This is a genomic window from Rhizobium sp. 62_C5_N11_2 (assembly GCF_051811185.1).
Lineage (GTDB): Bacteria > Pseudomonadota > Alphaproteobacteria > Rhizobiales > Rhizobiaceae > Rhizobium > Rhizobium leguminosarum.
The window spans coordinates 20492-33446 of the sequence record NZ_JBPWPW010000005.1 but is presented as its reverse complement, the minus strand read 5'-3'; the positions used below and the strand labels follow the sequence as shown (position 1 = coordinate 33446).

The following is a 12955-nucleotide window of genomic DNA, read 5'->3' as shown; positions in this document are numbered from 1 at the left end:
GTCGGCATAGCTTAGGGTCTCTCCGTCGCAATTGTCGCGAAGGAGAGGACACATGAACGCAACTGACTATTTGAATCGCAGCGCCCTATACCGGAAGCTGGTCTACGGTCCGTATCGGGAGTTTGCGGGCGTTTACGCCGCCAAAATGTCGAACGAAGGTTTGGGGCGGCAATGCACGTGGCGGTCGCTGAGCCTGTTTCGGGATCTGATGGACTGGCATGTTGGCAATGGACATGCTCCGCAGGATTTGAATGAGGTTCACGCCGACCGCTTTCTTGAGCATCGTTTCAAACACTGGAAGCCCGACTCGGGCGATCGATCGGCGCTCCGCCGCTTGCTTTTGGCGTTACGGGAGAAAGGCTTAATACCAGCCGCGCTTCCGATTCAGCGCAGTGAGCACGAGATGATCGTCGATGTATTCGGGCAATATCTCTCGAATGAGAGAGGGCTCGCCGCCGCGACAGTGGGGAGCCACAAGCTTCTGTCGCTTCGATTTCTCCGGGAGGTGTGTCCTTTCGGCGCAGACGAGTTTGCAGCGCTCACCCCGGAGATCGTTATCGGTTATGTCGAGCGACATGCGCTCGACGGTTCCGCCGACAGTGGCAAAGCCATGTGCGGGGTTGTGCGTGCTTTCCTGCGCTATTTGCATCTGAAGGGCTTCATCTCGACGCCGCTCGCTGACTGTGTGCCGTCCATCCGCCGCTGGCGACTTGCCGGCCTTCCAACCTTCCTGCCGCCCGAGAAAGTCCAGAAGGTTCTCGATGCCTGCGATCGGACGACGGCAATGGGTCGTCGGGACTATGCGGTTCTGATGATCCTCGCCAAGCTCGGTTTGCGCGCCAGCGAAGTGGCCACCCTCAATCTTGACGATATCGACTGGCAGTCGGGCACGATCCTCGTACACGGAAAGGGACGACGACAAGCGACTATGCCGCTGCGTCACGACGTCGGAACAGCGATCGTCGCTTATATCCGGCATGGGCGCCCAGCTTCGGCATGTCGGCGAGTCTTCTTGCGAACACTTGCGCCGCATGTGGGCTTTGCCTCCGGCTGCGCCATCACGATGATCGCGAAGCAGGCACTCGAACGGGCAGGCATTGACGGCTATGCGCATCACGGTGCCCATCTTTTCCGCCACAGCCTTGCGACCGACCTTTTGCGGTCGGGCGCCAGCTTTGCCGAGATCGGTCAACTGCTCCGCCATCGAAGCATCGACAGTACAAGAATCTATGCAAAGCTCGATATTGAGAAGCTGCGGGAACTGAGCCTACCCTGGCCGGGAGGTGTCCAATGAGCCGGCTTCGCACCGCGCTTGAGCGCTACATCGGCATGCGCCAAGGGCTGGGATACAAATATGACGGTCCGGCAAAACGATTGTCGGAGTTCGTCGCTTTCATGGAAGCCCGCGGCGCCGAGACCATCACGGCGGACCTGGCAATGGAGTGGGTCACCTCGATGGGCCGGCAGCCGAGTTGGTCAATCCGACTGGCTGATGTGCGCTGCTTTGCCCAGCACCTCAGTCATTTCGATCCTTTGACGGAAGTGCCACCGAGCGACGCTGTGGCGCCGGCACGGCGGACAAAACCCTACATCTATAGTGAGGTCGAGATTCAGGCACTTCTGGCGGCAGCACTGTCGTTGCCGCCGGCCAACGCCCTGCGGCGCTGGACATATCACTGCCTGTTCGGGCTGATAGCGGTCGCCGGACTGCGCCATTCCGAAGCGCTCAGCCTGCTCCGGGCCGATGTAGATCTCGACCAGGGCGTCCTCACCATCCGAGAGACAAAGTTTGGCAAGTCACGGCTGGTGCCGCTGCATGCCACGACAATTGCTGTCCTTTCAGGCTATGCCGCCCGACGCGATGCACACCTTGGTACGCCGCGTAGTCCCTATTTCTTCGTCGCCGAACAGGGCGGCAGATTGCTGCATCAATACGTGCACCGCGTGTTCTGGCGACTATCTCGGCAAATCGGATTACGGCAGGAGGGGAAACGAGATGGCCCACGGATTCATGATCTTCGTCACCGTTTCGCCGTCCAGACCCTGATCAACTGGCATCGCGCCGGCGAAGATGTGGAACGCGAGCTGCCGGTTCTCTCGACCTTCCTCGGCCATGCGAATGTTCGCGACACCTATTGGTATCTGTCCGCCACGCCGGAACTGATGAACCATGCCGTACGGCGATTGAATAAGCGCTGGGAGGTACGGTCATGAGACGCACGAAAGACCTGGCCGTGCTGATCGAGCGGTGGTTCACAGATCGGCTCATGAAGCATCGAGGTGTAAGTTCTAACACCATCGCCTCCTATCGCGACACCTTCAGGCTCCTGTTTGCGTTCGCACAGACGCGCCTTGGGAGATCCCCATCGGAGTTGACGCTGCGGGATTTGGACGCTCCCTTCATCGGCGCATTCCTGGAGGATCTTGAGACGAAGAGATCCGCCTCGGTGCGGACCCGGAATCTCCGCCTTACAGCCATCCGCTCTTTCTTCCGATATGCGGCGTTCGAGGAGCCGGCACATAGCGCCCACATTCAGCGTGTGCTCGCGATCCCCAGCAAGCGATGTGACAAGCGGCAGCTTCAGTTTCTAACTAGGCCCGAGATTGAAGCGATCCTGGACTGCACGGATCGAAGCACGTGGCTGGGACGCCGCGACTACACTCTGCTGTTACTGGCCGCCCAAACGGGGCTGCGGGTCTCGGAGATCATCGACCTTGACCGAGATTCGGTAATGCTCGGCCGCGGTGCGCATGTGCAATGCATCGGCAAGGGCCGCAAAGAGCGAAGTACGCCGCTCACAAAGGTTGCACAGCAAGCCCTCCGTTATTGGCTCAAGGAACCAGGGAAGCGAGGCTCAACAGCCCTCTTTCCGAATACGCACGGTGGCAGGCTCAGCGCCGACGGCGTGCAGGCACTGCTGAACAAATATGTCGCCAAAGCACGTGAGCACTGCGTCTCCCTTCGCTCAAAGCGGGTGTCGCCCCATGTCTTGCGGCACTCTGCTGCCATGGAGTTGCTGCAGGCGGGCGTCGACTGCTCCGTCATTGCCCTGTGGTTGGGCCATGAAGCGATGGAAACGACGTTGACCTATCTTCATGCGCATCTCGAACTGAAGGAATCTGCACTCGCAAAGCTGAAGCCGTACGAAGGCGCCAAGGCCGAGCGATTTCGACCAAGCGACCGGCTTCTGGAATTCCTGAACACCCTCTGAGCATGAGAACTATGCCGAGTGCCAAACAACGGCGACCCGCCAAACTGGCTCGGAACGCACGGTTTGCCGTTCCTGCCAGAAGACGCACTCGGCATAGTTCGCCGGTCGGCATAAACGTGTAAGCTCAATACTGTCGATCCGCTTGCCTATTTGACCTGCACACTCACCGCCATTGCCAACGGTCACAAGCAGCGCCAGATTGAGGGTCTCCTGCCGTGGAATTACTCCTTAGCATAATGGGTGTTTGAAGGCTTTCGTCGGCCCGTTAGCGAAACGACGACGCAGCTATGTGTTTGGCTCTAGATTCGGTCTCCAGGAACTGGGTAAAATTGATCCTGTGCCTTTAACGACCTGTTTCTTGATCACCGTTACCCTGCCCAGGTGGCCGTTCGGCGCTAACCAATACAGTTCCAGAGAGGCGGAGCGTGCAGCAGATTCATTATCGCTTATTTCGCTGTGTGCTTTTTGCTGGCCTTCTCGTGGCGGCTTCGTGCTCGGACAACAGGGCGACCGCAGTAGTGAGCAAATTTGCCGAAAGCGAACTTCACTACATTGGGACTGGATGTGAGGGGCCATTCTGGGCCATTCGAGACGGCAACTTCGTCGCCTTCGACGGGGCGGCGTATCGGGTCCAGATGGAGAATGTCACCCTTGAGGATATCGGTTCGCATCGCGTTTCCATGTCCTCGCCATTGCCAAAAGGGAACCTTGTTACGACATTTGTTGGTTTCCACGCAGAACTGAGCCGGTTAGGCGCATAATTTCCATTGAGAATTGAGCCATGTGAACCTTCCCCCAACGCGGAGAGCGACGGGGGCAACGGAGTGATCCACATGGGACTTTTAAACATCATCCGTCGGATGGCGCTGCGCGAGAAGCAGTCGATCCGCGAGATCAGCCGGCGCACTGGACTGTCACGCAACACGATCGCGAAGTATTTGAGTGCCGGTACGATCGAGCCGACGTTCACGGTACCGGAACGACCGAGCAAGCTTGATCCTTTTGCCGACAAACTTGCTGGCTGGCTGCAGACCGAGGCCGGAAGGTCGCGCAAGCAGCGCCGAACGCTGAAGCAGCTTCATGCCGATCTGGTGGTTCTCGGCTTTACCGGCTCCTATGGACGGGTCGCCGCGTTCGCCCGTGAGTGGCGGGTTGAGCAGCAGACGGCGGGCCGCGGCATATTCGTTCCGCTGTCTTTCCGCCCAGGCGAAGCATTCCAATTCGATTGGAGTGAGGACTATGCCGTAATCGGCGGCGAGCGCACGAAGCTTCAGGTCGCCCATATCAAGCTATCACACAGTCGCGCCTTTCTGGTCAGAGCTTACCTGCTGCAGACGCACGAGATGCTCTTCGACGCTCACTGGCACGGGTTCCGCGTGTTCGGCGGCGTACCTGGTCGCGGCATCTATGATAACATGAAGACCGCGGTCGATCGTGTTGGCCGCGGCAAGGAACGGCAGGTCAACGTCCGCTTCCAGGCGATGACGAACCACTACGTCTTTGCGCCCGAGTTCTGCAATCCCGCCGCAGGCTGGGAGAAAGGCCAGGTCGAGAAGAACGTCCAGGATGCCCGACCACGGCTGTGGCAACAGATGCCGGACTTTCCAGATTTAGCGGCGTTGAACGCATGGCTGGAACAGCATTGCCAGGACCTGTGGCGCGAGACACCGCATGGCACCTTGTCCGGTTCGATCGCAGATGTTTGGGGTGATGAGCAGCCTGCCTTAATGGCATTGCCCGCCATGTTTGACGGCTTCGTCGAGCAGAGCAAGCGCGTCTCACCGACATGCTTGATCACCTTCGAGCGTAATCGTTACAGTGTGCCTGCATCATTTGCGAACCGGCCCGTCAGCCTGCGGATTTATCCCGAGCGGCTGGTCGTTGCAGCCGAGGGCAATATCCTCTGCGAACATCCGCGGATCATAGAACGCAGCCACGACAAACCACCACGGACGATTTATGACTGGCGGCATTACCTTGCCGTCATCCAGCGCAAGCCCGGTGCTTTGCGCAATGGCGCACCCTTCCTGGAATTGCCGCCGGGCTTTCGACAACTGCAGGATCAGATGCTTCGCCGCCCCGGTGGTGATCGGGAGATGGCCGACATCCTCGCTCTGGTTCTTCATCACGACGAACAGGTTGTCGTCAGGGCTGTGGAACTGGCTCTGGATCAAGGCGTCGCGACCAAGACGCATGTGCTGAACCTGCTGCATCGTCTGATCGATGGGAAGACGACTGATGGTCCTGACATCGACACGCCACAGGCGCTGACCTTGCTGCTTGAACCCAAGGCCAATGTAGAACGCTATGACGGTCTGCGGGTCCGGATCGTAGGAGGTCGTCATGCGTCATGATCCTGCCAGCGCCGCCGTCGTCATCATGCTGCGTAGCCTGAAGATGTATGGCATGTCTCAAGCCGTCACGGACCTGATCGAGCGTGAGCGTCCGGTGAGCGGATTTTGGTTAGGTGTGGGATTGGCGCAAGTTACGACACAGATGATTCATTTGTGACGTAACAGGGTATGAATGGCCAAGGTTGAGATCCTGACGGGTGCCGAGCGACAACGTCGATGGTCGACGGAACTGAAGCTTTCGATATTGCAAGAAGCGTTCAGCGCGGATGGCACCGTTTCGGATGTGGCGCGCCGGCACGACGTTCTTCCGCAGCAGATTTACGCCTGGCGAAAGAAGCTCTTGCCACCCGAATCTCCCCAGACCGCATCGTTCATCCCGGTATCGCTTATCGGAGCGTCGGAGTGCGTGAGTGAAGGCTCTAAGAGGAGCAGTGCTCGGCCGAGATGCAAAGACGTTGAAATCGTCCTGAGGAATGGCCGCTTACTGAGAATTGCAGCGGACATGGATCTCGAAGTGCTATCGTCACTGGTCGCTTGTGTGGAGGCGGCATGATCGGGCCTTCGGGGAATGTGCGGGTTTATCTGGCCTGCGGGGTGACCGACATGCGGCGTGGCATTGATGGACTGTCCGCGCTTGTCGAGACGGCTATCAAGGAGGTGCCGGGCTCCGGCGCAATCTTCGGCTTCCGCGGAAAACGCGCTGATCGGATCAAACTTTTATGGTGGGATGGCCAAGGGTTCTGCCTGTTTTACAAAATTTTGGAACGCGGATACTTTCCCTGGCCGACAGCGAAAGATGGGGTTGCGCATCTGACGCAAGCTCAGTTGTCGATGCTTGTTGAGGGGATCGACTGGCGCCGACCTGCGTGGACTTCCGCTCCCGGTCGAACGGGTTAAAAGCTATATTTTGCAAGGACATCCGGAGCATAATGCTAGCGCTTCCGGCGCAAATCGGCTACGTATGCGGGTATGGAAATAACGCCGCTGGACAGTCAGGAGGAGCTATCTGTTTTGCGCGCGCTCGTCGCTGAACAGGCGGCGAAACTTGAGCGCCAAGAAGCCGAAGTCAGCAAGCGAGACTCCATTATCGGGCTCCTGCGCGCGCAGTTGGATTTGCTCCGCCATCGGCAGCATGGCGCTTCTTCGGAAAAGATCGACCGGAAGATCGAGCAATTCGAACTGATGCTGGAGGAGATCGAAGCCGCCCGCGCCGAGGCTGAGATGCGCTCCGGGAAAGCTCCTTTGCCGGAGTTGGACGACGCGCCGGACAAGCCGAAGCGTAAACCATTGCCCGATGGTCTTCCAACCGAAGAACTGGTCTATGCAGCACCCTGCAGTTGTCCGACTTGTGGTGGCACATCGTTCCTGAAGGCCGCCGACAGGGTGATCCAGGTGATGGAGCACGTGCCGGCGTCCATCAAGATTGTCCGCCACGTCGAAAAGCGCATGATCTGCAGGGACTGCGATACGACGGTGGCAGGCGAAATGCCGACCCTGCCGATCGAGCGCGGCAAGCCCGGACCGGGGTTGCTGGCCCATATCATGGTCGCCAAATTCGACGATCACATCCCGCTCTACCGTCTATCCGAGATGTACGACCGGCTGGGGATAGATATCTCCCGATCCGTGATGGCCGACTGGGTCGGCCGCGTGTCAGTTCTGCTGGCTCCTCTCATCTTGCTGATCAGAGCCCATATCGCGGCGGTCGACCGAATACATACGGACGATACCCCGGTCGATGTTCTCGACCCTGGGCGAGGAAAGACAAAAACCGGGCGGGTCTGGGTCTATGTCTTCGATGGCAGCGGCTATCAAGATCCCACTCCAAGAGCCATTGCCTACTACTATAGCCCCGACCGCAAGGGCGCGCATCCAGCCGACCATCTCGCAAACTTCAGCGGCGTGATGCACGCGGATGGCTATGGTGGCTATAAGAAGCTTTACGGCAACCAGATCGTCGAGGCCGCCTGCATGGCCCATGTGCGCCGCAAGTTCCACGATGTGATCAAGCTGAAGCCATCTCCAATCGCTGACGAAGCGCTCTCGCGCATCGGTGCGCTCTACGATATCGAGGATCGTATCCGCGGCATGCCGGCTGACGAGCGGCGTACACTGCGCCAGCAACACGCCAGGCCCCTTCTGGCAGACTTCAAGAGCTGGATCGAGGAAAAGCTGCAGGCGGTACCACAGAAGCAGAAGCTGGCTGAAGCGATGCGATATGCCCTCTCGCGATGGGCAGCGTTGAGCGTTTACATCGACGATGGCCGTGTCGAAATCGATAACAACATAGCTGAGCGAGCCATGCGTCCGCTTGGAATCGGAAGAAAAAATTGGCTCTTCGCCGGGTCAGACAAGGGCGGTGAGCGCATCGCCAACATTCTGACTATCATCGAGACTGCCAAACTCCATGGCCACAATCCGGAGGTCTATCTCACAGACGTCCTGACCCGGATCCCGAGCCATCCCAAGGATCGGCTCCAGGAACTGCTGCCGTGGCAGTGGGTGCCGGCGAAAGACCGATACGAGGCTGCGTGATGGCACGCTCGAGGTTCATCTACACGCTCAAAGAAGTCGCCGTCATGATCGGCGAGAACCTTGAACTACTCGAGGAAGTCACCGCCAACTCGGACAATATCGCCGAGGGCGAATTGGTATATGTCCGCGATGGCAGTGAAGATGGCACAAAAGGCCTGACCGAAAATGGAATTGACGACCTTCGAGATCTCCTGGCCGACATACGGACGTGGGATGGTGGAATCCGCCAGTTCCTCGTCGATGAACAATGCGATCCCGAGGTGATCGAGCGCGTCATGGCAGATGAGCTAATCCGCAAGTCCTAAACCGTGCCTCGTTGACGCAAAAAATGCATTCGCCGGACGCTTACGATCGAGCAAGGGGCTCCAGCGTTTGATGCAGCCGTGCCGATCCTGTCCCAATTGCTGAAAGCCGAAATGGCCGAACGCGAGGTCCGCTCCATCGCCTATCATATGAAGGCTGCCCGCTTCCCGGCCTACAAAGACATCTCCGGATACGACTTCGCCGCCAGCGAAGTCAACGAAGCGACGGTGCGCCAACTAAACCGATGCGAGTTCATCGACGGAGCGCAGAATATCGTGCTTGTCGGCGGGCCGGGCACAGGCAAAACACATGTCGCGACCGCCCTCGGTGTCCAGGCGATCGAGCATCATCGCCGAAAGGTCCGCTTCTTCTCGACCATCGAATTGGTCAATGGGCTCGAGCAGGAGAAGGCCAAAGGAAAAGCAGGCCAGATCGCCGAGACACTGGTTCGCCTCGATCTGCTGATCCTCGATGAGCTGGGATACCTTCCGTTCAGTGCTTCGGGTGGAGCGCTGCTCTTCCACCTCTTGAGCAAGCTTTACGAGCGCACCAGCGTCATCATCACCACCAATCTCAGCTTCAGCGAATGGGCCACGGTCTTCGGCGACGCCAAGATGACGACCGCTCTGCTCGATCGCCTGACCCACCGTTGCCATATCCTGGAAACCGGGAACGACAGCTTCCGCTTCAAAGCCAGCTCGGCCGCCGCGGCACAAAAGAGAGGAGAAAAGGCCAACCCATTGACCAAAGCATGATCAGAAAACCATACTTAGAGGTGGCTCACTTCTCGGTGGAAAAACCGGCTCAGTTCCGCGTGGAAACCAACAGACATTCTTGCTCAAGCACGATGATACAGTCGCCATAATCGAAGGCATTCGCCCGGTTCCAGATTTCACGCCTGAGCAATGGGCATCGGCTTATGGCGCTCAGATGCGACAAGCGTCAGAGACATTAAGAGCGAGCCCCTCATTGGTTTTATGCCCGGCTTCGAAAAGCTAGAGTAGGACTGCAATTGGCGCGATGCAGTCGTCCCCGGCCTCGCAAGACAGTTCGAAACGCCTAAAGCATCTTGATCGAGTGCGACCGGGACCCCGCTTACTCTTCCATCACTGATGAAACAACGTGACATCGCCCCCCCCCGGCGCGCAAAATACCACGCTCCATCCATGAGGGCGCTCGCGACATGGCTCGCGATATCGCCAAAACGGAAGCCTATGTCACTTCGAGGCGGGAGAGGAAAAAGGTCGAGATGCTCTTTGCTCACCTCAAACGCATCCTCAGATTGGATCGCTTGCGACTACGAGGGCCGAATGGAGCTAGAGATGAGTTCCACCTCGCAGCCGCAGCCCAAAACCTCCGGAAACTCGCAAAGCTACAAAGCTAATCCCGACGCCGATGCCGAAACCAGCATAAAGGGAGCTACACCTTGGCGCGCCAGCCGCAATCCAGATGCTGCCGCACGATCTCGACGCGACTTTATCAATGGTATCGGCCCATTACCGCCATCCCGACTATTTCTAGGGCATTGGCTTCTGATTGGGATTCGCGGCCAGGAATTCGCCAAGAGCCCGGTCCTCGGCATGGCGTTTCTGCTGATCGATAATCACGAAGTTGGTACCCAACTCGACCTGAAGCAAAAGCAGAAGCTGGTCCACATCGCTATTGAAGCGGTCGCACCTGGCTTGCGTCCAGAGGCTTGGATCAGGTGGATACAATGGGTTGAGGTAGCTAAGATATTCTTGATCAAGACGGTTGATGAGCGAGTGAACGTTGCTTGGCAATAAAAGCCGGGGGGGAAGTGCGACATCCCCTTGAAGGTCATACACGGTCGCATCAAGCGGTCCGACGCCTAATTTGGATCGGGTAGCATCATCACCCGCCCACAAGCATCCGCCAGCCCCAAAATCAAAGAAAAATCGTAGTGTACCTTTTGTCATGGTGGGAACAGTCATGTTTTACGAAATGTCCGCAAGTGGCGCATCGTTGCCATCTCTATCACAGCGGTATTACTCGAAACAGCAATACGCGCACGGTCAAGGTGCGAGGCAAACAGCGCTAACTCCGATGTGTGGGCGCCTGTTCGTGTTCCGCGGGCGTGGCGGCGGCCTGATCAAGGTCATCTGGCATGATGGTCAGGGAGCCTGCCTGTTCACGAACGATCGGCGTTCATACTACACCTCTTTCCTCGCCAGTTGATGTTTTTGGCTCAGTTTGCGTTTCTCGATACGCAGCAGCGCGATTCTTGAGGGGGTTCCATCGGCTGCATTGCTTTTGCGGCAGGTCTCCATCGGCGATTTCGTACAGGCTATAGTGCCCGTTATAGGCATGTCTGGTGATGAGGCCAAATTTGGCCCATCTGGCGACGGTTTGCTCGCTGATATTGAGATGCGCTGCCGCTTCCTGTCTTGTCAGCATTCCCCGCTGTCGCAGTCGATCATATCGTGATCGCAGCTTATATTCGTGGATGAGATAGGCGACTTTGAGGGGTGTAAAGCGGGCGTCCTGGCAGCCGCGACGTGCGGTTCCACCTGGGCGATGTCCCTGCTCGTTTAGAATCTCGGCGATCTCGGGATAAATGTAATCGTCGAGAAGCCTATCGACCAGTTCAATGATACTGGGCTTTGTCTTGATCTGCTGAGGAGAGGATTTTGGGTTCATGGTGGTGAGCGTCTGGATTTTGCCGCCCTTGAAGCGAACGTGAAGCTTGGTGGTTCCTTCCGCTGGCAGCTTTAAGAGAGTGACATCCTCAATGATGTGGGCCAGTAATCGCTTGCGTTCGCGGCTTAGGGTATCCGGCTCTTTCCAGAGCTGGTTGAAGTCGGCCGTCATCGCGACTAACCGTTCGTGGACAGCTTTATCGAGGATGAATTGATCGTGCTCTCGGCCACGTTCGCGCTCTTCGCGGGCACTGGCCAGCGTGCGAAGCTTCTCGTTCCATTCACCTTCGAGCGTGTCGGCGACGAGGCGGTTACTAGGATCGACAAGCATGAAGCGGCGCTGAGCGAGCTCGGCTTCCGTTTGGGCGCGTTCGATTGCGCGACAGCGCAGCCGGTCTGCTTCTTCATGCCGGGCTTGGATCTCCTTGCGGACTTCGAGAGCGAGTTCGACGGCCGCCGGCGTCATTTGCTCGGCAATCAGCATACCGATGGCTTCATCGACGGGAGGCCCGGCGATCGACTGACACATAGGCTCCCCACGATAAATGCGGGCACGATTACAAATGTACCAGGCTTCCTGCCGGCCACGCCGCGCCGCATAGCGAACCCTAAGATGGCTGCCGCACTGCCCACATACGGCCCGGCCTTGCAGCAGTGCCGGTCCCTCCCTTGGGATTGAAGCTCGTGCCGCTTCAAATCCACGGCCATTCGCCTTGAGGATCTTCAGATTCTCCTGATGTCGCTCCCAGCTGATATAGCCGGGATGAGCATCGGGAATGCAGGCCGGCCAGTCATCAATGTCGCGCGCACGCAGAGTCTTTTTGCCGTCGATGGTGCGTCGAAACTGTCGTCGGCCATAGGTATAGGCGCCAGCGTAGCGCGGATTGTTCAGGACACGCATCGCCGTCGATGCGGTCAGCGGCCGAAACAGCGTGCCGCCGTTGTGTAGGCGCGATGGAAACAATAGGCCTTCATTGCGAAAGACCTTGACGGTCTGGGAGGCGGACCCGAGGCGAGAGAACATCTCAAAGAAATGAATGATCGTTTCTCTGACTTGCATGTCTGGATCGAGCGTCACATTGCCGAAATGGTCATAGACCAACCCAGTCGGCAGGAGGCAACGAAACTCGCCGCGCCGCACCTTGTTGAGAATGCCGCCGCGTAGCCGGGCTTTGATCACATGCAGTTCGGCCTCACTCATTGTTCCCTTGAGGCCGAGCAGGAGCCGGTCGTTGAAACTTGCCGGATCATAGACGCCGTCCTCGTCGAGGATCAGGGTGTCGGCAAGGGCGCAAATCTCCAGCAGACGCTGCCAGTCGGCATTGTTGCGCGCCAGACGCGAGACCTCCAGGCCCATGACGATCCCGGCATGTCCCATGCCGACGTCGCTGACCAGCCGCTGAAACCCCTCGCGCCACACCGCCGATGCACCGGACTCTCCTTGATCGTTGTCGATGACGATAATCTGCTCGTCGCGCCAGCCGAGGGCGACAGCGCGTCCCCGAAGCGCATATTGCCGCCTGGCGCTCTCGACGTTCTCGACGACTTGCCGCATGGAAGACTGGCGGATGTAGAGGTAGGCGCCACGTTCGAGGTGATGAGGCTGGACTTTGAGATGTACATTCATGGTGACCTCCGATCGTTGGTGCTCATAGCGATTGTCGCAAGGACGTGAACGACGGCGCTGTGTCCGCCGCGCAGCGGCCAAGCCATTGACGATGGGTAATTCTGCTCTGGCGGGGTGACTGCTGTTGCGGTCAGCGCCTGAGCCCATCCCCACATGCCCCGGCGCAGAAAGAGCATCAGGCCGCTACGGGCCATAAGTGGCAGCGCTGCGCCGAAGGCGGCCTTGCGCAATACCTCGTACTGGGACGCGATGGTCGACGGTTGGGTC

12 protein-coding genes and 4 pseudogenes are annotated in these 12955 nt (G+C 58.3%); 14 read left to right on the top strand and 2 right to left on the bottom strand.

The window, feature by feature from the left end; translation table 11 throughout:
• Positions 1-52: 52 nt before the first annotated feature.
• The 13 genes and pseudogenes from AB8B31_RS33830 to AB8B31_RS33770 form a co-directional block, all read left to right on the top strand.
• Positions 53-1294 carry a site-specific integrase gene (locus AB8B31_RS33830; protein WP_096772357.1) on the top strand — a complete coding sequence of 414 codons (1242 nt, stop codon included), beginning with the start codon at positions 53-55 and terminating at the stop codon, positions 1292-1294.
• The gene (locus AB8B31_RS33825) at positions 1291-2214 is read left to right on the top strand and encodes a tyrosine-type recombinase/integrase (protein ID WP_086083856.1); all 924 of its coding nucleotides are present in this window, start codon (positions 1291-1293) and stop codon (positions 2212-2214) included. Before AB8B31_RS33830 ends, AB8B31_RS33825 begins: the two co-directional genes overlap by 4 nt.
• Positions 2211-3212: a tyrosine-type recombinase/integrase gene (locus tag AB8B31_RS33820; RefSeq protein ID WP_096772358.1), complete on the top strand. Its 1002-nt coding sequence runs from the start codon at positions 2211-2213 to the stop codon at positions 3210-3212. Before AB8B31_RS33825 ends, AB8B31_RS33820 begins: the two co-directional genes overlap by 4 nt.
• A 114-nt stretch (positions 3213-3326) precedes the next feature.
• Positions 3327-3449: pseudogene (locus tag AB8B31_RS33815) on the top strand (transposase domain-containing protein); the annotation flags it as partial.
• Positions 3450-3637: 188 nt separating this feature from the next.
• Positions 3638-3973, top strand: coding sequence for a hypothetical protein (locus AB8B31_RS33810; RefSeq protein ID WP_096772308.1), 336 nt, complete (start codon positions 3638-3640; stop codon positions 3971-3973).
• Between the two features lie 72 nt (positions 3974-4045).
• The gene (istA, locus tag AB8B31_RS33805) at positions 4046-5566 is read left to right on the top strand and encodes an IS21 family transposase (protein WP_141399585.1); all 1521 of its coding nucleotides are present in this window, start codon (positions 4046-4048) and stop codon (positions 5564-5566) included.
• Positions 5556-5660 (top strand): annotated as a pseudogene (locus AB8B31_RS33800) (ATP-binding protein); the annotation flags it as partial. The gene istA and the pseudogene AB8B31_RS33800, both read left to right, overlap by 11 nt.
• Before the next feature lie 78 nt (positions 5661-5738).
• Complete coding sequence (tnpA, locus tag AB8B31_RS33795; RefSeq protein WP_096772384.1) at positions 5739-6119, top strand: IS66-like element accessory protein TnpA; 381 nt, start codon at positions 5739-5741, stop codon at positions 6117-6119.
• The gene (gene tnpB, locus AB8B31_RS33790; protein WP_003574550.1) at positions 6116-6463 is read left to right on the top strand and encodes an IS66 family insertion sequence element accessory protein TnpB; all 348 of its coding nucleotides are present in this window, start codon (positions 6116-6118) and stop codon (positions 6461-6463) included. Before tnpA ends, tnpB (AB8B31_RS33790) begins: the two co-directional genes overlap by 4 nt.
• A 72-nt stretch (positions 6464-6535) precedes the next feature.
• Positions 6536-8101, top strand: a complete 1566-nt coding sequence (gene tnpC / locus AB8B31_RS33785; RefSeq protein ID WP_096772372.1) for an IS66 family transposase — start codon at positions 6536-6538, stop codon at positions 8099-8101.
• Positions 8101-8406, top strand: a complete 306-nt coding sequence (locus AB8B31_RS33780) for a hypothetical protein (protein ID WP_096772371.1) — start codon at positions 8101-8103, stop codon at positions 8404-8406. Before tnpC ends, AB8B31_RS33780 begins: the two co-directional genes overlap by 1 nt.
• Positions 8407-8457: 51 nt before the next feature.
• Positions 8458-9159 (top strand): annotated as a pseudogene (istB, locus tag AB8B31_RS33775) (IS21-like element helper ATPase IstB); the annotation flags it as partial.
• Positions 9160-9542: 383 nt separating this feature from the next.
• A pseudogene (locus tag AB8B31_RS33770) lies at positions 9543-9817 on the top strand (transposase); the annotation flags it as partial.
• 104 nt (positions 9818-9921) lie between these two features.
• Here AB8B31_RS33770 and AB8B31_RS33765 read toward each other — a convergent pair.
• Positions 9922-10356, bottom strand: a complete 435-nt coding sequence (locus AB8B31_RS33765) for a hypothetical protein (protein ID WP_376766383.1) — start codon at positions 10354-10356, stop codon at positions 9922-9924.
• Here AB8B31_RS33765 and tnpB (AB8B31_RS33760) point away from each other — a divergent pair.
• Positions 10340-10600, top strand: coding sequence for an IS66 family insertion sequence element accessory protein TnpB (tnpB, locus tag AB8B31_RS33760; protein WP_376766382.1), 261 nt, complete (start codon positions 10340-10342; stop codon positions 10598-10600). The genes AB8B31_RS33765 and tnpB (AB8B31_RS33760) overlap by 17 nt on opposite strands.
• On the opposite strand, the gene AB8B31_RS33755 is transcribed toward tnpB (AB8B31_RS33760), so the two are convergent.
• Complete coding sequence (locus AB8B31_RS33755; RefSeq protein WP_439007431.1) at positions 10571-12835, bottom strand: recombinase family protein; 2265 nt, start codon at positions 12833-12835, stop codon at positions 10571-10573. The two genes, tnpB (AB8B31_RS33760) and AB8B31_RS33755, sit on opposite strands and share 30 nt — an antisense overlap.
• Positions 12836-12955 lie beyond the last annotated feature (120 nt).